General features: G+C 37.1%; 14 protein-coding genes. 12 read left to right on the top strand and 2 right to left on the bottom strand.

The features are described from left to right. Window positions 1-28 precede the first annotated feature (28 nt). The 12 genes from ACJAT0_RS06845 (at window position 29) to acs (ending at window position 17,343) form a co-directional block, all read left to right on the top strand. A complete protein-coding gene (locus ACJAT0_RS06845) occupies window positions 29-1,639 on the top strand; it encodes a SulP family inorganic anion transporter (protein ID WP_415181063.1) in 1,611 nt (536 codons plus the stop codon). Between the two features lie 121 nt (window positions 1,640-1,760). Continuing rightward, complete coding sequence (locus tag ACJAT0_RS06840) at window positions 1,761-2,408, top strand: DUF2490 domain-containing protein (protein ID WP_415181062.1); 648 nt, start codon at window positions 1,761-1,763, stop codon at window positions 2,406-2,408. Window positions 2,409-3,306: 898 nt separating this feature from the next. Further along, window positions 3,307-5,655 carry a transglycosylase domain-containing protein gene (locus ACJAT0_RS06835; RefSeq protein ID WP_415181061.1) on the top strand — a complete coding sequence of 783 codons (2,349 nt, stop codon included), beginning with the start codon at window positions 3,307-3,309 and terminating at the stop codon, window positions 5,653-5,655. Window positions 5,656-5,997: 342 nt separating this feature from the next. Next, complete coding sequence (locus ACJAT0_RS06830; protein WP_415181060.1) at window positions 5,998-6,417, top strand: transposase-like zinc-binding domain-containing protein; 420 nt, start codon at window positions 5,998-6,000, stop codon at window positions 6,415-6,417. A 109-nt stretch (window positions 6,418-6,526) separates the two neighbouring features. Then, entirely contained in the window at window positions 6,527-7,774 is a 1,248-nt protein-coding gene (locus ACJAT0_RS06825; RefSeq protein WP_415181059.1) for a hypothetical protein, read from the top strand. A 12-nt stretch (window positions 7,775-7,786) separates the two neighbouring features. Further along, window positions 7,787-8,047 (top strand): DUF4212 domain-containing protein, encoded by a 261-nt coding sequence (locus tag ACJAT0_RS06820; protein ID WP_374002574.1) that lies wholly within the window; start codon window positions 7,787-7,789, stop codon window positions 8,045-8,047. A gap of 24 nt (window positions 8,048-8,071) precedes the next feature. Further along, a complete protein-coding gene (locus tag ACJAT0_RS06815; RefSeq protein WP_415181058.1) occupies window positions 8,072-9,778 on the top strand; it encodes a sodium:solute symporter family protein in 1,707 nt (568 codons plus the stop codon). Between the two features lie 201 nt (window positions 9,779-9,979). Beyond that, on the top strand, window positions 9,980-10,174 hold the full coding sequence (locus ACJAT0_RS06810) for a hypothetical protein (protein WP_415181057.1): 195 nt from the start codon (window positions 9,980-9,982) through the stop codon (window positions 10,172-10,174). Further along, complete coding sequence (locus tag ACJAT0_RS06805; protein WP_415181056.1) at window positions 10,167-12,857, top strand: sodium:solute symporter family transporter; 2,691 nt, start codon at window positions 10,167-10,169, stop codon at window positions 12,855-12,857. Before ACJAT0_RS06810 ends, ACJAT0_RS06805 begins: the two co-directional genes overlap by 8 nt. A 14-nt stretch (window positions 12,858-12,871) precedes the next feature. Further along, complete coding sequence (locus ACJAT0_RS06800; RefSeq protein WP_374002578.1) at window positions 12,872-13,237, top strand: response regulator transcription factor; 366 nt, start codon at window positions 12,872-12,874, stop codon at window positions 13,235-13,237. Window positions 13,238-13,532: 295 nt separating this feature from the next. Then, window positions 13,533-15,431 (top strand): AMP-binding protein, encoded by a 1,899-nt coding sequence (locus ACJAT0_RS06795; protein ID WP_415181055.1) that lies wholly within the window; start codon window positions 13,533-13,535, stop codon window positions 15,429-15,431. A gap of 4 nt (window positions 15,432-15,435) precedes the next feature. Continuing rightward, window positions 15,436-17,343, top strand: a complete 1,908-nt coding sequence (acs, locus tag ACJAT0_RS06790) for an acetate--CoA ligase (RefSeq protein ID WP_415181054.1) — start codon at window positions 15,436-15,438, stop codon at window positions 17,341-17,343. Between the two features lie 1,636 nt (window positions 17,344-18,979). Here acs and ACJAT0_RS06785 read toward each other — a convergent pair. Both ACJAT0_RS06785 and ACJAT0_RS06780 read right to left on the bottom strand, forming a co-directional pair. Further along, the gene (locus ACJAT0_RS06785; RefSeq protein WP_415181053.1) at window positions 18,980-19,144 is read right to left on the bottom strand and encodes a hypothetical protein; all 165 of its coding nucleotides are present in this window, start codon (window positions 19,142-19,144) and stop codon (window positions 18,980-18,982) included. Window positions 19,145-19,569: 425 nt separating this feature from the next. Beyond that, a partial coding sequence (locus ACJAT0_RS06780; RefSeq protein ID WP_415181052.1) for an HRDC domain-containing protein occupies window positions 19,570-21,029 on the bottom strand: 1,460 nt, incomplete at its 5' end.

The following is a 21,029-nucleotide window of genomic DNA, read 5'->3' as shown; positions in this document are numbered from 1 at the left end:
ACATTTTAAAACTTTAATCTAAAAATAAATGAAAACAACTATTAAAAAATATATCCCTGCTGATGGATTTGCAGGATTAAAAGAAAATTTTAAGGCAGATGCCATTTCAGGATTTATTGTGTTCCTGCTGGCCTTACCATTGAGCTTAGGAATTGCTAAAGCCTCAGAATTCCCTCCTATTATGGGACTTATAACTGCTATTATTGGCGGCTTATTTGTGAGTTTCTTTATGGGATCCCGCTTGTCTATAAAAGGTCCAGCGGCTGGCCTTATTGTCATTGTTGCAGGAGCGGTTGCCGATTTTGGTCAAGGAGACCCCATATTGGGTTGGAAACTGGCATTAGGTGCTATGGTAGTTGCTGGATTGATGCAAATAGTCTTTGGCCTTTTAAAGCTGGGGAAACTAGCCGATTTCTTTCCGCTTTCTGCCATACACGGGATGCTTGCTGCAATTGGGATTATCATTATCGTAAAACAAATGCCGGTACTGTTAAATGACAACCCCATACTCTCTAAAGGAATGGGGCCTTTTGAACTGCTCTGGAATATTCCAAACTTTATAAAAAACCTGGACCCAAAAGCAGCAATTATAGGAGTGATAAGCTTATTAATTATGCTGTTGTGGCCACTGATTAAAAACAAAACACTAAAGAGGATTCCTGCCGCATTATTAGTGCTGGTTTTTGCGATCCCGGCAGAGTTGTATATGGACTTTGCAAATACAGAACCTTCCTATGCTTTATTAGAGGTGGGAAGTCTTATGGACAACTTAAATATCAATGCCAGTTTTGACGGGATATCCCAAACAGGAACCTTTATAAAATATGTTATCATGTTTGCACTGGTAGGGACTTTAGAATCTTTACTCACTGTAAAAGCGGTGGATATGCTGGACTCTTATAAGCGCAAGTCCAATATGAACAAAGACCTTATCGCTACGGGTATAGGAAACACTATTGCCGCTTTCCTAGGTGGGATCCCAATGATTTCTGAAGTAGCGCGTAGCTCTGCAAACGTTGCAAATGGTGCTAAAACAAGATGGGCCAACTTCTTTCACGGTTTTTTTATTCTAGTATTCCTGTTACTAGCAGCGCCAATTTTAGAAATGATTCCTAATTCTGCACTAGCAGCAATGTTAGTAGCCGTAGGGATTAAATTAACCCATCCCAGAGAATTCAAGCATATTTTTAAAATAGGGAAAGAGCAATTGGCTATTTTTTTAGTCACCATACTGGTTACCCTAGGCGAGGATTTATTAATAGGAATAGTAGCGGGAATGCTATTAAAAATAGTGATTCATATGTTTAATGGAACTCCTATTTCCTCCTTCTTTAAAGCGCCTACCCTAGTTTCGAGATTAGGAGATAAATACGTAGTTGAAATAGATAAAGCAGCTGTTTTTACTAACTATTTAGGGATCAAACGCGATCTAGAAGATATTCCACAAGGGCTAGAAATCACCATTGATTTACACAAAACAAATCTTGTAGACCACTCTGTGATGGAAAATCTAGAACATTTTAAAAATGAATATGAGTCCAATGGAGGCACGGTGATTTTTAAAGGACTAGAACATCACAAAGCGATGTCTGACCATCCATTTGCAGCGAGAAAAAAACAAACCAAAACTTCTATTTAATGTCTGGTCAGAAATACAGCAAAATTAAAAATATTCCTTTTTGCGACCAGTCACTAATTAAACAAACCACAAAAGCGGTGATTTTCCCAAAGGCTCACTATTACTTTTTTTTTTAAATTATATGAAGAACTACATCAAAATAATGCTGCTTTTATGTGCCGCACATAGCTCCAATGCACAAGAGCAAAACCTAAGTCATTCCAGTTCTTGGAACAGTTTTATCCCCACAGTAAAAATTGACAATTCCTTCTATGTGACTACAGAATTTCATTTTAGACGGACTCATTTTTTACAGGATTGGGAACAATTTATCGCAAGACCTGCTATCCACTTTAAGAAGAATGACACCTATGATTTTGCTTTAGGGTATAGCTATATTAGAAATTATGCCTTTTCAGATTTTACGATTCCAATAGACGCAAATGAGCACAACTTATGGCAGCAGGTACAGTTAAATCACGCACAAGATAAAATTAAATTCAAGCACCGATTTAGATTAGAAGAACGTTTTATCGATAAAATAGCCACCGATTCTACCGGTAATTCTGATACTGATGGAACCACATGCAACCATAGGCTTCGATATCGATTTACCTTAACCAGACCCATCCTAAAGATGAGTGATACCCAAAGTATTCTTATAGAGCTATTTGATGAGTTATTTATCAATTTAGAGGAAGGAACTAGGCTTAAATCATTTTACCAGAACTGGATTTACGATGGCTTGGAATATCCCATCACCTCAAAAATAGAACTGGGTATCGGGTAGCATAACATAGGTTTAAAAGGTGGTACGCATACTTTTATCACCAATCATATGGCACAGACGACCCTTACCTATGTGATGAATTAAAAATTTAGTTTGTTTTGTTTTGGGAGGTAAAACGATGAGTTTTACCTCCTTTTTTAAACCTATCTAAAAGACCATATATGCTAAATTTTACCGGCTCATTGGTTTACAAGCGGATCTATTTTCCAACTATGACCACTAGATGAACTCAACTGGTTTCTTGACTCCTGATTTTTTTAAATGGCAGGCTGTTTATGGTTGTTCCACTTTCGCGAAAGCGGAATAACCACCTTAATTGCGCTATTATTCACTCTGTTTCTATTTATAAATATATCCATCATCAGAATCTTTAAACAGCCAAATGCTTCTATGGTGAAATGAGACACAAAGTTTCAATCCTAAGACTGGTCAGAATACTTTAGAAGTATGCGACTACAGTAATAAAAAGTCAAATCAACACCCATAAAAAAATAGGCGTTGAAACTGAAATCCTTTAGATTGCTATAGATTATCTTCTAAAACATGCCGCAATTTTAAAAACCGATGAGGAAACAGCAACTAAACTAATAAAGATATGAGTTTCTTAATTTAAAGAACAAGTAAGGCAGCACCTATTCTTCCTCTTCTCTACAACATTTGTATTCAAAAAACACAAGGCTTGACTCCTAGAATAGCTGCAATCGAGAAACCTATTTTATCGCATTATAGGCACAATTATCATTAGTTTTATCCTCCTAAAAGCCGTTTATCTATATAAAAGCCGTGTTTTACACCTTATAAACAGATAAAATAATTCATTAATATGGCAGAAATAATAAATTAATTATTACCGTAAAACAAACTAAATTCGTTTTCACTATCACCTTAATATTTTCTAATGACTCCAGCAGCATTTCAAATAAAACTAGCCAATAAAACAAGGCGTTTTTTCAAGTATTTGAGAACACATCCATTCCTTTCATTTGGATATTTGGTACTTACTGGCTTTGCTTTTGTGGGAATTCTATTTCTATGCACCTACGCAGGTCTATTCGGCCATGTGCCTAATGAGCACGAACTAGCCAAGTTAGAAAACCCAGTGACCTCAACTGTTTATGGAAGCGATAAAAAGCCAATCGCTTATTTCTATCTTCAGAACCGCAGTAACATTGATTCCTTAGAGTTAAATCCCTATTTAATCAAGGCCTTAGTAGCTACCGAAGATGTACGGTTTTACGAACATTCTGGTATTGATTATAAGAGTTATGCACGGGTTTTTGTAAAGTCCATTTTAATGCAACAAGGAAAAGGCGGCGGCAGTACGATTACCCAGCAGATTGCTAAAAATATTTTTGGCCGTAAAGAAATGCGAGTATTAAGCACTCCTATCCATAAAATGCGAGAACTTATTATTGCAAAACGCTTGGAAAATATATACACAAAAGAAGAACTGCTGTTACTTTATTTTAATACGGTGTCCTTTGGGGAGAACCTTTATGGAATCGAGAAGTCTTCACAACGCTTTTTCAGTAAAAAGCCCGCAAAATTGAATCTGTCAGAGTGCGCCACCCTTGTAGGAGTACTTAAAGCACCTACCTATTACAATCCGCGTAAAAATCCCATCAACTCGACAAAACGCAGGAATGTGGTACTGGCACAGATGGTAAAAAATAAAGCCATTACTCAAGAGGAAGCTGATGCTGCCCATACAGAATTAGCTCTAAAATATAATCCCGCACAAAAAAACTCTTCGCTTTCTGGATATTACAAAGACTACGTAAAAACAGAGTTTGATTCTTGGGCAGCTGCCCATCCTAGACCTGATGGTGCGATATACAATCTAGAACTAGACGGGTTACAAGTGTACACCACTTTGCAACCTAATTTACAACGCTATGCAGAGCGATCTATGGAACGCCAGATGCTGAAGTTACAAGGTTTAATGAATAAGAACTGGACCAGTAAAACTACAGAAGGTGGAAAACAGGCCTTTATTACCACACTGATGTCCATACAGCCTGTTGTAAAAAAAATGATGGCAGAAGGAAAAACGGAAAACGAGATCCATCAATACCTTCAAAAAACAAAAATGAGAAAATACTGGGAAATAGGAAAAGGATTTGAGCAGCGACCACAAACTGTAGAAGACAGTATTATCAGTTCTTTAGTACGCTTACACACAGGTATTCTTGCCATTAACAGCCGCAGTGGCGCCATTATGGGATATCTAGGCGGTATTGATTATGGTTTTTCTCAAATCGACAATGTAAAAGGCAAAAATCAAGTAGGCTCTACCTTCAAACCTATCACCTACCTCACAGCGCTAGAACAAGGTGTTGATCCCTGTGATTATTACGACAATTCTCTACGCACGTATCGCAGATATGAAAACTGGCAACCTAAAAATAGCACGGGTAGGTATGGCGGCAGCTATAGTTTACACGGTGCGCTTACGAATAGTGTGAATACGGTTTCGGCAGCTTTACAATTGCAAGTAGGTGTTTCCCATACGATCAAAAAAGCGAGAAAAATGGGAATCACATCTGATATTCCGGAAGTACCTTCCATAGTATTAGGAACAGCACCTTTAAGCTTGATGGAAATGGTAACCGCTTACGCCAGCATTTCTAACGGTGGCCGTCTGGTAAAGCCCTACATGATTCAAAAAATAACCGATCAAAAAGGAACTGTTTTATTCCAAGCCACCCCTAAATATAAAGGCAATGTAGCCAGTGCAAAAAACATCAAAAAACTTCAACAAATGATGGGTGACGTATTGACAAATGGAACCGGTGCTGGATTTAGTAATTACGGCATTCCTTATAATATAATAGGGAAAACAGGTACCACACAAAATAATAGCGACGGTTGGTTTATAGCTTGCTCACCAGAGATTGTTATAGGTTCTTGGGTAGGTGCTCATGATAAACGAGTACATTTTGAAAGCACCTATATGGGTAGTGGTGCCAGTACTGCTATGCCCATGGTTGCTAATGTTTTTAAAGGCTTAAGCAGTTGGAAAAAACCTTTTTTAACCAATTTTGAATACGATACTTCCTACTTCCCTTGTCCAGAATACAGCGAGATCAACGCGATGGAATCTACTCCATATTATAAAAATGACAGTACATACCTAAAGAGTTTAAGAATCCGAGATTCCTTACCTGTGCATCCAGCAGTAGAAATAGCCCCTGTTTTGATAGATAGCCTTGCGGTCCCACTGCCTTTGGTGATCCCTACTACCTAGTTATAATTTACGCTACAAAACTGGACCCATCGGGTAGTTCACATCCCATTTCTACTTATTGAATAGAAATTTAAGAAGTCCCATTTGGACAGATATAAAAAGATACTTTTAAAAAAGAACTCCTTTGTTTGTCAGAACATAGAATGCTGGCATTTCAGCAGTTTAAAATTAAAAAACACATTAATTTTCTAAAATTATACTCATCATAATTTTGACTGATCCAAATATTTTACAGTTAGTAAGATTTAATTTTACATTATTTCTGTTTTAAAATCAGTTAATTCCTATTCATCAATATCAATTAAATTGCTAAATTGATATATTTATGCTAAATTAGTATATATGAAAACTCAAATATGTCCTAACTGCAATTCTGATAAAAACATTAAAAGTGGGATTGTAGGTAACCGACAACGATACAAGTGTAAAGAATGTCAATACTTCTTCTCTGTCAATAAGATAGGAAAGAAAATTGACGATTATTACGTAAATAAATCACTTCAGTTATATTTAGAAGGCTTATCCTATCGCGAGATCGAGCGCATTCTGGGCATCTCGCATGTGAGCATTATGAATTGGGTGAAAAAATACAATATCAAACGTCCCTATAATTCTAATTACCATCCCACCTACAAGATCTTAAACGGTATCGAATTAGGAGAGTACTTTACTAATACGAGTAATATCAAAGGTGCTGGTGTTGTTGTCACCGAACTAGGAGATAAATTTATGCTTATAAAGTGGGAGCGTTTCAAAGATTAACTATAGGTAGTTAACAATTAAGTATAATCATTTTTAATTAACAGATTGTTTTTAGCAGTTTAGCGGCGCATACAAAACCAATTTAGTACGTCACTAAACCTTAAAACTTATGAGAAAACAAACTTTAATACTGTTGGGATTATCTTTTCTATCCTATCAATTTATGATGGCCCAAGGCTCTCCTGATTACCAAGGAGGGCTTACCTATAAGTTCAATGAAGATGGATCTAAATACCTGCGTTTCATATCATGGGCACAAGTTCAAGCTAATTATAATACAGATGAGACAGTAGACTCCAATGGTAATGAAAACAGCAAGTTAAATTTTAATTTGAGGCGTGCTCGTGTTTTGATGTATGCACAAATCAACAAGAACTTTTTAATTTTAACTCATTTTGGCCTCAATAACGTAACCAGTTCCACCCTAAGTCCAACAGGAAAAGGAGATGGATCTCAACTCTTCTTTCATGATGTCTGGGCACAATACAGTTTAGGAACTGATCATACCTTAGGTGGTGGATTACATTATTTCAATGGTATTTCAAGATTAAATAATCAAAGCACTTTAAACATGATGACGTTAGACAACCATCGTCAGTCATGGGCTACCATAGGGCTATCAGATCAATTTGCACGTCATTTAGGAGTATTTGCAAAAGGTAAATTTGGTAAACTTCAATATAGAGTTGCAATAAACGACGCCGCTGTTTCTTCCTTGGACAGTCGTGTAGCAGCCGCTGGTGGTGATGCTGTTTATAACGGTAGAGCTTCATTGGGTTCAAAGGACGCTGGAAAAACATATTCAGGATATTTTGATTACCACTTTTTTGACTCAGAATCCAATGTTTTACCTTACAAAGTGGGGACGTATCTAGGTGGTAAAAAAATATTTAATGTCGGAGCTGGTTTCTTTTTACATCCTAAAGGATCTGTCATCAACACAGGCTCTTTAACTACGCCTGAACTCCAAGGAGAAGATGTTTCCATTTTTGCAATAGATGCTTTTTATGACACTCCATTAAGTGACGACGGTAGCGCATTAACTGCGTACGCCGTTTTTCAATCTAATAATTATGGAAAAAATTATTTATTCAGTGCCTATGGAACGGGAAGTATGTTTTACAGCCACGTAGGGTATGTCTTTAAAGGGGATAAGGCATCAACAAGATACCAACCTTATGTGAGCTATGGTGCCCATAATTATGACGCAGTAACTGATAGTAGAGGCACTTTGGGAGTAGGTATAAACGCTTATATGAGTGGTCATAACTCCAAACTAACCTTGGAATATAAAACCGAAACCTTTGGTGCGATAGAAACTAATATTATTTCGCTTCAAGCGATGATATATTTATAAAACAAAAACAAAATGTCTAATAAACAAAAAAACGCAACGGCGTACTGGAAGGAAAACCTGCGGTACTTAACCATATTACTAACCATCTGGTTCATCGTCTCATTTGTCTGTGGAATTCTTTTAGTAGATGAATTAAACTCCATCCGGTTGGGCGGCTTTAAATTAGGATTCTGGTTTGCACAACAGGGAGCTATTTATGTATTTGTTGTCTTGATATTCGTCTATATAAGATTGATGAATAAGCTGGATAAAAAATATGGAGTCGACGAATAAAATAACTTAAATAAATAAAAGATTATGGGAATATTAACTTGGACGTGGATACTCGTAGGAACCTCATTTGCACTCTATATAGGCATAGCCATATGGGCGAGAGCAGGATCGTCAAAAGAATTTTATGTTGCTGGTGGTGGCGTTCACCCTATCGTTAATGGTATGGCAACAGCTGCTGACTGGATGTCTGCCGCATCATTTATATCACTAGCAGGAATTGTATCTTTTGGAGGTTATGATGGATCTGTATATTTAATGGGGTGGACTGGAGGATATGTGCTACTGGCTTTATTACTAGCTCCCTATCTCAGGAAATTTGGGAAATTTACAGTACCCGATTTTATTGGAGATAGATACTATTCTAACCTAGCACGTATAGTTGCCGTAATTGCAGCATTAATTGTATCATTTACTTATGTTGCTGGTCAAATGAGAGGTGTGGGAATTGTTTTTTCTAGATACCTAGAGGTAGAAATCGAGACTGGAGTTTACATAGGTATGGCCATTGTACTTTTTTATGCGGTTCTAGGTGGCATGAAAGGCATTACTTATACACAAGTAGCGCAATATTGCGTTCTTATTTTTGCTTTTATGGTACCTGCTATTTTTATATCTTTTGAAATGACTGGCAATGTCTTTCCTCAAATAGGATTAGGTCAGGCAGGAGAAGATGGCACCTATCTTTTAGATAAATTAGACGGTTTGCACGCACAATTAGGCTTTAGCGAATATACAACAGGAAGCAAATCTACCATGGACATATTTGCGATAACACTTGCTTTAATGGCTGGCACGGCTGGACTACCCCACGTTATTGTTCGTTTCTTTACGGTTAAACGTGTAAAAGATGCGCGTAAATCTGCAGGTTGGGCTTTATTATTCATTGCCATTATGTACACCACAATTCCGGCAGTTGCTGTATTTGCAAGAGTCAATTTAATAGAAACAGTAAGCAACAAGAACTACGCAGATTTACCAGAATGGTTTGGTAACTGGGAAAAGACCGGTCTTATAAAGTTTGAAGATAAAAATGGTGATGGCCTTGTCCAATACGTTGCAGATAAAAGCACTAATGAACTGACTATAGACCGCGATATTATGGTACTAGCAAATCCAGAGATTGCAAGATTGCCTAATTGGGTAATTGCTTTAGTGGGCGCAGGTGGTCTAGCCGCTGCATTATCCACTGCTGCAGGTCTTTTATTAGTAATTGCATCTTCTATCTCTCACGATTTATTCAAAAAAATATTAACTCCTAAAATTTCTGAAAAAGGAGAACTTATCGCTGCACGTGTCGCTGCTGCGATAGCTGTTGTTGTTGCTGGTTATTTTGGTATAAATCCGCCGGGATTTGTAGCCGCTGTCGTCGCACTAGCTTTTGGACTAGCAGCCGCGTCATTTTTCCCTGCAATTGTCTTGGGAATATTTGACAAACGCATGAATAAAGAGGGAGCTATTGCAGGTATGGTTACAGGACTGACATTAATGCTTTTCTATATGTTAAAATTCAAATTTGGAATATTTGATGGCGGAAAAGAAGCCGTTGAGGGATTAAAATCTAGTTATTGGTTTGGTATTTCTCCAGAAGGGTTTGGAACCGTTGCCATGTTTGTAAACTTTGTAGTATCGGTTATTATTTCTAGAATGACTCCTGCTCCACCTATAAACGTTCAAGAAATAGTAGAAAATATAAGAATACCATCTAACGCTGGGGAGGCATCTGATCACTAAGAAACAATACTTTTAATAGTTAAGAATCAGCATCGCAATATTTGTGATGCTGATTTATTAATTGAACTCTGCCAGTCAGGGAGTTTGCAACATATAAATTGTTATAGAGAACTTCACTTTCGCGAAAGCGAAACAAACATTCAAAATCTAGATCCAAGAATTAAATTTATCTAAATTAGTCCTCTGTATTATACATTATAAATGAAAAAACACCACGAGCAAAAACTAATAGTCCTTTCGATAGCTCTATTTTTAGTACTCAATATACCCTTTGTCCTTATTTTTAATTTTGAAGGAGCAGTATGGGGTATCCCTACCTTTTACTTTTCTATTTTTTCTATCTGGCTTCTTTCTATAATCATTTCTAGTATCGTACTAGAAAAATATTATGAATAATTATGCACTCATAGTGATCATTGTCGCTTATCTAGCGATGCTGTTCTTCATTGCGTTTCTTGCAGAAAAAAAGAAAAAAAGCAAATGGGTTAATAATCCTTATGTCTATACGTTATCATTAGCCGTTTATTGCTCTGCATGGACTTACTATGGCAGCGTAGGTATTGCAGCTAACTCTGGAATTGATTTTTTACCTATTTATTTGGGTCCCGTAATTGCCGCGCCACTATGGATTCTGGTACTTAGAAAAGTCATAAGAATCTCTAACCAAAACAAAATTTCTTCGATAGCAGATTTTATTTCTTTACGCTACGGGAACAATAGATTTTTAGGAGCGTTAGTGACTTTAATATGCCTATTTGGCACCATTCCTTATATCTCTTTACAGCTTAAAGCGGTTTCTGAAACCTTTGAAATCATCGCAGACGGCACCAGCTATGTCTCTACTACTATATTAGACGATTCTACTTTTTACGTAGCATTACTGCTCGCCATATTCGCAACTTTCTTTGGAACACAAAATACCGATGCCTCAGAAAAGCACACGGGAATTATCACCGCGGTTGCTTTTGAATCTATATTAAAGCTCGCGTTTTTTCTCATTATAGGGATGTACATCACCTTTTATCTATTTGATGGCACAACAGATATTTATAGTCAGGTAGCAGAAATGGATGATTTTAAAGAACTCACGAGCCTTTCTGGATTAGAAGACGGATTTAACTGGTTTTTTATGATTGCTCTATCCTTTATGGCTATCTTTTTACTGCCGCGCCAGTTTCAAGTATCCGTACTAGAAAACAATAGAGAAAAATATTTAAAAAAGGCGATTTGGCTATTCCCTTTATACCTTTTGTTGTTCAACGTTTTTGTTATCTTTATTGCTTGGGCTGGTAAAATCAAATTGGGCGATAGCGCAGATGCCGAATATTACTCACTGCTCCTGCCCTTAGAAAATGGCAATTCTTTTCTTGCTACACTGGTTTTCCTAGGTGGCTTTTCTGCAGTAATATCTATGGTAGTGGTATCCACTTTAGCATTGTCCATTATGGTAAGTAACAACCTTATCATCCCTTATGGTTTTTTAGATAAATTTAAAAAAAGTCATACAGAGCGTAATGAGAAATACATCAAGAATATTAGGCGCATTTCGATTTTTTCCATTACAATCACCGCTTATTTTTTCTATGTGTCATTTTCAAAACAATTGTCTTTGTATTCTATAGGACTAATTTCTTTTGTAGTTATTGCGCAACTAGCACCTTGTTTTTTTATAGGCCTTTTCTGGAATCGTGGGTCTTCAAAAGGTGCGATTGTCGGAATTATTACAGGGTTTTGTATTATTGTATATACTTTATTACTTCCGTTTGCATTTACTGCCTTTACAGGTTCTGACAATTTTACCCAATATGGATTATATGGTATTGCTGCACTCAAGCCTTATGCGCTATTCGGAATAGACTTCCTGAGTCCACCAGCGCATGCTTTCTTCTGGAGCATATTCTTTAATCTGTTGAGCTATTTAGTCTTTTCAATTGTCTCAAAAGGAAATTATAGGGAACGCAATTATGCTGAAATGTTTGTGGACAGCGTAAATTTTACTGCTTTACAAGACAGTGCACTCATCTGGAAAGGAGAGGCTTATGTAGCCGATATTAAAAATGTGCTGGTTCGGTTTCTCGGCGAGAAAAAAGCTACAAGAGCTTTGAATATCTTCTTTACTAAATATAAATTGCCCCAGGATACGCAGCTAGCAGATGCGAGATTAGTTAATTTCTCTGAAAAACTACTGACTGGAAGTATAGGTAGTGCCTCAGCAAAAATTCTAATCGCTAGTGTCGTAAAAGAAGAAGAAATAAGTCTTGTAGAAGTTCTTAGAATATTAGAAGAGTCCAAAGAGAATATTGTCAGTAATAATATACTTCTTGAAAAATCAGTCGAATTATCACAACTGTCTTCACAATTAAAAGATGTCAATCAAGAATTAATAGATAAAGACAAGCAAAAAGATGAATTCTTGGACACAGTAGCGCACGAACTAAAAACACCTATAACGGGCATCAGAGCGGCCACAGAACTATTAATAGACGACGAAGACGACATGCCTAAAGAAATTAAAAAGCAATTTCTCACGAATATACTTCAAGATTCTGACAGGCTAGGAAGGCTTATCAATAACATATTAGACTTTGAAAAACTAGAAACTGGACGACTAAGTTTAGAATTTCAATACCTAGACATTCAAGAAACTATAAAAAAAGCAGTAGCAAACACGCAGCATATAGCCGCCAAAAAAGGTATTGCTTTAAGCATTAAAAACAAACACCGCTTTAAAATCAATTATGATGAAGATAGAATTCTTCAAGTGCTTACAAATCTAATCTCCAACGCCATTAAGTTTTGTGAACCAGAAACAGGACATATAGAAATAGAGTACCAATTAGAAAATGCCATATTAGAAATAGCGGTGACCGATAATGGGAAAGGAGTTGCTCAAGAAGATATGGAATATGTGTTTGATAAATTTTACCAATCCAAACATCAAAACACGATTAAACCCGCAGGCAGCGGACTAGGACTTGCTATAACTAAACAAATTATTGAAAAGCATCATGGAAAAATATGGGTAGATAAGACATTAAAATTAGGTGCTAGATTTGTTTTTACCTTACCAATTAGTTAAATTGTACGTCTTATATGGAACACAAGATTTTAATCGTTGATGATGAGCCCAATATTGTCATGTCGCTGGAATACGCCTTTAAGAAAAAGGGCTTTAAAGTATTTATAGCAAGAGATGGAGGTGAAGCTTTAGAGATCATAAAAAACCATATTCCTGACGTGGTATTATTAGATGTGATGATGCCTAATGTAGATGGATATGAAACATTAAAACAAATAAAAAATAAAAAGAATCTAGAAGCTACAAAAGTAGTTTTCTTAACCGCAAAAAATAAAGCCTCAGATATTGAAAAAGGTTTAGAAATGGGAGCTGATAAATATTTAACAAAACCTTTTTCTGTGAAAAAAGTAGTTTCAGAAATTCTGGAACTCGTCACTTAGAAGTAGTCTTACAAATCTTACTTAAATATTGGTTTTGTATGCAAACAAACTATGTTTAATTAAAGGTTAAAGACATGAATTTTACGATAAACCCAAAAGCATCAGATATTGTTATCACTCTATATGCAGTCGTTACTTTATTCTGTAGAATAAAATTTGAAAGTGAATCAGGTGTTGGTGTTCTGCAATCACTTGTCATAGGAGCATGCCTTGTTGCGCTTCCGTGGTCTCTTATAAAGTTAAAAATTCTCAATCCCAATTGGTTTGGTCTTTTTCCATCTAAAAACTCAAAACCATGAGTTATATAGATTTTTATAGAAAAAGTATGGATCACCCAGAACATTTTTGGAAGACCCAAGCTGCACAATTAGACTGGTATAAAATGCCTCAAAACATCCTGTCTAAAAATAAAAGCGACTACAATCAATGGTTTGAAGATGGCAAACTCAACTTGAGTTATCTCTGCATCGATACCCATATCAAAAATGGTTATGGTGAGCAAAATGCTATTATCTACGACTCGCCTGTAACGGCAATAAAAGAGCCTATTAGCTACTATAAATTGCACCGAGAAGTTTCAAAATTAGCCGGAGGATTACAAAGCTTGGGACTTGAAAAAGGAGATACCGTTATCATTTATATGCCCATGATTCCGCAGGCTTTGTATGCGATGCTGGCCTGCCTGAGAATAGGTGTGGTACATTCTGTAGTCTTTGGTGGTTTTGCGCCTCAGGAATTGGCCCTACGTATTGATGACTGCAGGCCTAAAGCCATTATCACAGCTTCCAATGGGATAGAAATAGATCGCATAATCCCGTATAAACCTTTTGTGGACGACGCTTTCGCGAAAGCGGAACACCAACCAGATCACGTCATTGTATACGACAGGAAACTAGGAGTAGAAATTCCTGCAAAACCTTATGATATAGATTATGCACATCTCGTAGAAACCTCTAATTCTATCGAAGCGGTGCCAGTTGCTTCAACACATCCATCTTACATTTTATATACCTCAGGAACCACTGGAAGGCCCAAGGGAATTATAAGAGATACAGGTGGTTACGCCACTGCATTGAAATTCTCCATGAAATACATTTATGGAGTGGATGAAGGAGACACCTTCTGGGCAGCAAGTGATGTGGGTTGGGTCGTTGGACATAGCTACATTGCTTATGGTCCCTTACTCAACAGGAATACGACGGTTCTATTTGAAGGAAAACCTATAAGAACACCAGACGCCTCTGCCTTTTGGCGCGTGATAAGCGAGCACCGTGTAAAAGTTATGTTTACCGCTCCGACTGCCATAAGGGCCATTAAAAAAGAAGATCCTAACGGCGAGATGATCCAACCTTTTGATATCTCTTGTTTAAAATACCAATTTCTGGCTGGAGAACGTTGTGATGTCACCACATTAACATGGACTCAAGAGAAATTAAAAGTTCCAATCATAGACCACTGGTGGCAAACTGAAAGTGGCTGGCCCATCACTGCCAATATGGTGGGTGTAGAATTACAACCCATAAAAGCAGGCTCTGCAGGTTCTCCTGTATGTGGTTATGATATACGCATCTTAAACGATGAAGGGAAAGAGGTGCCTGCTAGCACTGAAGGCTATGTCGTTATAAAATTACCATTACCACCAGGAATGCTAAGCAATCTCTGGGGAGATTCAAAAAGATTTAAATCTGACTATTTAGACCGTTTTCCAGGCTATTATTTTTCAGGTGATGGAGGTTATAGAGACGAAGACGGTTATGTGTTTATTACAGGCCGCATGGACGATGTTATTAATGTCGCTGGCCATAGACTGTCCACTGCTGGAATGGAGGAAGTCATCGCCTCTCATAAATCAGTGGCAGAGTGCGCCGTTTTTGGTGTGCATTGCGATTTAAAAGGACAAAAACCATTAGGGCTTATCGTTTTAAAACCTGAATACCTAGCGGATGAACTTCATATTCCGCAGGAAATTATCCAAGATTTAAGACGTAAAATAGGTGCTGTTGCCTCTTTTAAAGAGGTGCTTGTGGTGAACCGATTACCTAAAACAAGAAGTGGTAAAATACTTCGTAAATTACTGCGCAATATAGCAGACGAACCTAAATACAACACGCCATCCACCATAGATGACCCATCCATAATAGAAGAAATTAAATCTATATATCAAGCCCAAGGCATTGGCATTCATAAAAAATAAAGTCATGAGTAATTATCATATAAAACATCTAGAAGAATATTACCAAGTGTATAGAAAATCTGTACGCAACCCTGAAGCGTTTTGGGAAGAAATTGCAGAAGAACATTTTCTATGGCGCAAGAAATGGGACCAAGTTTTAAGTTGGGACTTTAAAAAACCAGAAGTAAAATGGTTTGAAGGTGCAAAATTAAACATTACAGAAAACTGCATCGATAGACATCTTGCGACTAGAGGCGATAAAACAGCCATCCTATTTGAACCTAACGATCCCAAAGAAGCTTCCCAACATATTACGTATAAGGACTTATACCATCGTGTAAATGAATTTGCAAATGTGCTGAAAACTAAAGGAATTAAAAAAGGTGATCGCGTATGTATTTATTTACCCATGATTCCAGAGTTAGCGATCTCCGTATTAGCTTGCGCGCGTATAGGAGCTATACATTCTGTAGTATTTGCCGGTTTTTCTTCCATGGCACTTGCTACCAGAATTAAGGATAGCGATTGTAAAATGGTCATCACATCAGATGGATCCTATCGCGGTACAAAAACGATCGATTTAAAAGGAATTGTAGATGATGCCTTAAAAGACTGTAGCTGCGTAGAAAGTGTTTTAGTTGCCAAACGCATCCATTCAGAAATCAATATGAAAGAAGGTCGTGATGAATGGTTGCAGCCTTTATTAGACGTGGCTTCAACAGAACTTGTTGCTACCGTTATGGACGCAGAAGATCCTTTATTCATTTTATACACTTCTGGTTCTACAGGCATGCCTAAAGGAATGGTGCATACCACAGCAGGATATATGGTATATAGTGCTTATACTTTTAAGAATGTATTTCAATATAAAGAAAATGACGTGTATTGGTGTACGGCAGACATAGGTTGGATCACTGGACACAGTTATATAGTTTATGGTCCCTTAGCAAACGGAGCAACAACACTTATGTTTGAAGGTGTTCCTAGCTATCCAGATTATGGCCGTTTTTGGGAAATTGTAGAAAAGCATCAAGTGACTCAGTTCTATACGGCACCTACTGCTATTAGAGCTCTTGCAAAAGAAGGTGTGGAACACGTTGAAAAATATGATTTATCATCTTTAAAAGTTTTAGGAACCGTAGGAGAACCTATTAATGAAGAAGCATGGCACTGGTATGACGATAACATCGGGAAGAAAAAATCGCCTATTGTAGATACGTGGTGGCAAACTGAAACTGGTGGTATTATGATAACTCCTATTCCTTATGTGACCCCTACAAAACCTACTTATGCAACCTTACCCTTTATAGGCATTCAACCCGCGTTGTTAGATGCAAACGGCAAAGAAATAAGCGGGAATCAAGTAGATGGACGCTTGTGTATAAAATTCCCATGGCCCAGTATCGCTAGAACTATCTGGGGCAATCACCAACGTTATAAGGACACCTATTTCTCTACTTTTGAAAACATGTACTTTACAGGAGACGGCGCGTTGAGAGATGAAGTAGGATACTATAGGATCACCGGTCGTGTAGATGATGTTATTATTGTCTCTGGACATAATCTAGGCACAGCACCTATAGAAGACGCTATTAATGAACATCCAGCAGTTTCTGAAAGTGCAATAGTAGGTTTTCCACATGATGTCAAAGGAAATGCTTTATATGGATTTGTAACCTTAAAAGAAACTGGAGAAAGCAGGAATCACGATAATTTGAGAAAAGAAATCAATCAAATTATTACTGAACAAATCGGGCCGATTGCTAAACTTCAGAAAATCCAATTTACCGAAGGTTTACCTAAAACACGTTCTGGAAAAATAATGCGTCGCATACTTAGAAAAATAGCAGGAAACGACACGAGTAATTTAGGAGATACCAGTACCCTATTGAATCCTGAATGTGTTCAAGATATTATGGACAATGTTTTGTAATCAGACTTTTTATTAACTATAATAGAAAATAGTGACCGGTATAAGAAACCATAAGATTCCTATAGATCGATAATTTTTTCTGTGACTAGTCACGATTTATCAGCTCGAGATGGAGACCAAATTTCCACTATTAATTTTCATTTCTTAAAAGATAATCGAGCTTATAAGGTAAAGTCGTCACACAAATTTGATTAAAAAAACCCTTTTGAATCACCCTACTCCTTATTACCTAAAATTGATAAGTAGTGGGACTCATTAAGTGCTGCAATAGAGCTGTTTGAACATACAAAATAAAGATCCAATACTATCATGGCTCCTATGCCTATATAGGTCGTAGACATGATAGCAACCGTTGGTAATGCTATACATCTTGGATAGGATTTCTTAATATAACAGACATCAGTATCTTACAAAGAGAAGCTATAAGCAACAGAATAATTGAAAAGATAAAGACCTTTATTAATGGAGTAGAACATTAAAACCCTAATATCGATGCGACATGTCTACCTACAATAATCCTCCTAAAAAAGAATAGAATACCGCGGAAGAACCTACGCGTTTCTAGAACAATAGGCGTGTCTGCAACTCAAACCATTTCAAAGGACGGTGGTGCAGCGACCGTAAATAACAATCACGGACCCCAGCTTCATAAAGACTGTTTATAGGTGCGAGAATTGGCTTTCATCCTGCAACTTTCCGTTTATAGGAAGATACAGCAGTAGCTCTTTTAACTTTAATACTTCCAAAGGCGGTGTCCGTACATCTGTTAAAAATAAACAAGGCTTCTATAAGCTCTTTAAACCTAATTACTCCAGCTTTAAATCGGCTGTGTACTAGTAAGAAGTGAAAACGCAGCTGCCTTTTAATTACTTTTTATAGCTTTCGGACTTCTCGCAACTGTTTTAAGTTTTTATGGCATCTGGGAGTTACCAACTTATGTATGCTTTATTTAAATGTAAAATAGATGGTAAATTTCTTTATTGAGTTTTATAATGGATATAGATCTAGCCGATAATTTTAATTAAATAAGAGGATCCATTGAGTTTAAAGGCTTATTAATAATCTCCCAGAATGGAATAAATCTCTACTATTAAGCTTTTAAATCGTCAATAAAGCCTTTTTTTTACTTCATTATTTTTAGTTAGTTATCCTTTAAAAAAGGATTTGTAAGCATCCGCGTTCTTTTAATAGGCATGGCCTAATTTAATAATCATGTGCTATTCGACACCTTACGGTAATTTTACCAATAGCATTGTTTTGTATTGTCCTTAAATTGCAGCATTACCTTCCACAATTGCGGTGCTCAACGAAGCTCCTTTTAACTCTAAAATTCGTCAAATTATAATAACGCATATGGAGTTACACGGGATATAACTACCTGTGTTTAATTTTTGAATGTGTGAGTGTGCAGGTGAAAAAGATTGCGCTCTGATCTGGATGAATAAAAGATTCCGCATCTATAAAATTTGAACATAAATCAATCTGTTTATCTATAGGGAAGTATTGGATCTGATGGTCCGTTAAATATTATATGACTGGAAGCAGCGGTGTATAGCTCTGTCCTTCCTCTGCAACTTTACCTTTCTCACTAATGGATCTTTCCATTTATTTTCATAGGAGTTTAGCAAATCGGCTATTAAATTCTTTTGTGAATAGCGACCAATTGCAGCGTTAACTTGTGCGAACTAGCTGTAGGAATACCTCCTAAGCGTTTGTAATTTTCAAAGAGTTCTATGTTGGTGTAGGAGGTAAAGAAAACTTTGTACTTCAAGAGCTTTTCTGAATCACCTTTCTTTTCCATGTAAACGTGTACCGTATTTATTTATTAAATAATGTATTTAGGTACCGAGAATAGTGAAAACAACCTAAAAGTCATTTGTTTTGACGGGAATGTGCGTATCCTGAACCAACGTGGTTTTTGTGCTCGGTTGTTGCTCTTAGAGCGTTCCTGATGTTTCTATAAATACAGTTACAAATAGAGATAAACCCGCTATCCCTAATTTAGTGCTGTTTATGCATAGCCTCTATTTTTGAAGAGAGCCGTTGTTCTGATCTGCATGGAACAACCGTATGCGAGACCCTAATATAGGTGTCTGAATGACCCACTCCCCTATTTTTTTAGTAGATCTGGCTGCTCGACGGCCGTTAGTTATTTTGCTCCATTTCCAGTAATATTCAACAGATCAAACACTGCTCTACTCAAAGACCCATCCAATTACTCAAAGACTAATTTGCCACCTCACTAATAAATTTCAGTCTATACAAGCGTATTTCTTCCTCTTCATAATCACCTTCAAATTCTTCTACAGCCACTTCAATCTTATCTGAGACCGATTCTATAAAATACTCATGGAGTTCTTCTTGTTGTTCTTCGTCCAGCATTTCATCAATCCAGTAACCTACGTTTAATTTGGTACCGCTATAAACGATACTTTCTAGCTCACCAATTAATTTATTCATGTCCATACCTTTAGCACTTGCCATATCATCAAAGCTAAGCTTGCGGTCTATACTTGTTATAAAATAAAGCTTATTACCCGATTTTGCTCCAGTACTTTTGATGATGAGGTCATCTGGCCTGATGATATCATTATCGTCTACATAGCTAGAAATGAGTTCCACAAATGACTTTCCATATTTTTTTGCTTTCCCTTCTCCTACTCCGTGAATATTGGCCATTTCTTCCATATTCATAGGATACTTAGTGGCCATATCATCTAGTGAAGGGTCTTGGAATACTACATAAGGAGGCACATTCTTTTGCTTTGCTACCTTCTTACGCAAGTCTTTTAAAAACGTTACCAATTGAGTATCTACAGCACCACCTCTTGCAGCACCTACTATTTGGTCTGAAGATTGATAATATGTATGGTCATCGCTCATCATAAAAGTCTTTCCAGACATCACATATTCACGACCTGCATCCAGCACTTTAAGTGTGCCATAAGTCTCTATATCTTTCTTAATTAAACGAGCTACAAGCACCTGACGTATCAATGCAGTCCAAAAAGCATGTTCTTTATACTTACCGCTACCGAAGTAGTCATGTTGATCTAGTTTATGACTAGAGATCATGGCATTGTTTTTACCCATTAGGATATTTACAATATCTTTAGATTTATAACGCTCTCCGGCCGCTCCTATTAACTGAATCAGTAATTTCACTTCATCAACCGCTTGTTTTTGTGGTTTTGGATTGCGCATATTATCATCCATATTGCCTCCAGCACCAGTAGCAGGATCAAATTCCTCTCCAAAGTAGTGCAAAATATACTGCCTGCGGCTCATACTCGTCTCTGAATACCCAACCATTTCCTGTAGTAATGCGTGCCCTATTTCTTGCTCAGCAATAGGTTTTCCAGACATAAATTTTTCAAGCTTCTCAATATCTTTATAAGCGTAATAAGCAAGGCAATGTCCTTCTCCACCATCGCGTCCTGCACGACCAGTTTCTTGATAATAAGACTCGATACTTTTAGGGATATCATGATGAATCACAAAACGCACATCTGGTTTATCAATTCCCATACCGAAGGCTATAGTCGCCACTACCACATTTGTATCTTCCATTAAGAACATATCTTGATGCAACACTCTTGTTTTTGCGTCAAGACCGGCATGATAAGGAACGGCTTTAATTCCATTTACTTGTAAAACCTGAGCCAGTGCTTCCACGCGTTTGCGAG

Source organism: Nonlabens sp. (assembly GCF_047636915.1).
GTDB lineage: Bacteria > Bacteroidota > Bacteroidia > Flavobacteriales > Flavobacteriaceae > Nonlabens.
The sequence above is the reverse complement of the archived record's forward strand: the minus strand, read 5'-3'. Positions and strand labels throughout refer to the sequence as shown.

Bases quoted from the DNA above. Each gene is read 5' to 3' on its own strand.
- ACJAT0_RS06845 (WP_415181063.1), top strand. From the start codon at position 29: ATGAAAACAACTATTAAAAAATATATCCCTGCTGATGGATTTGCAGGA.
- ACJAT0_RS06840 (WP_415181062.1), top strand. From the start codon at position 1,761: ATGAAGAACTACATCAAAATAATGCTGCTTTTATGTGCCGCACATAGC.
- ACJAT0_RS06835 (WP_415181061.1), top strand. From the start codon at position 3,307: ATGACTCCAGCAGCATTTCAAATAAAACTAGCCAATAAAACAAGGCGT.
- ACJAT0_RS06830 (WP_415181060.1), top strand. From the start codon at position 5,998: ATGAAAACTCAAATATGTCCTAACTGCAATTCTGATAAAAACATTAAA.
- ACJAT0_RS06825 (WP_415181059.1), top strand. From the start codon at position 6,527: ATGAGAAAACAAACTTTAATACTGTTGGGATTATCTTTTCTATCCTAT.
- ACJAT0_RS06820 (WP_374002574.1), top strand. From the start codon at position 7,787: ATGTCTAATAAACAAAAAAACGCAACGGCGTACTGGAAGGAAAACCTG.
- ACJAT0_RS06815 (WP_415181058.1), top strand. From the start codon at position 8,072: ATGGGAATATTAACTTGGACGTGGATACTCGTAGGAACCTCATTTGCA.
- ACJAT0_RS06810 (WP_415181057.1), top strand. From the start codon at position 9,980: ATGAAAAAACACCACGAGCAAAAACTAATAGTCCTTTCGATAGCTCTA.
- ACJAT0_RS06805 (WP_415181056.1), top strand. From the start codon at position 10,167: ATGAATAATTATGCACTCATAGTGATCATTGTCGCTTATCTAGCGATG.
- ACJAT0_RS06800 (WP_374002578.1), top strand. From the start codon at position 12,872: ATGGAACACAAGATTTTAATCGTTGATGATGAGCCCAATATTGTCATG.
- ACJAT0_RS06795 (WP_415181055.1), top strand. From the start codon at position 13,533: ATGAGTTATATAGATTTTTATAGAAAAAGTATGGATCACCCAGAACAT.
- acs (WP_415181054.1), top strand. From the start codon at position 15,436: ATGAGTAATTATCATATAAAACATCTAGAAGAATATTACCAAGTGTAT.
- ACJAT0_RS06785 (WP_415181053.1), bottom strand. From the start codon at position 19,144: ATGGAAAAGAAAGGTGATTCAGAAAAGCTCTTGAAGTACAAAGTTTTC.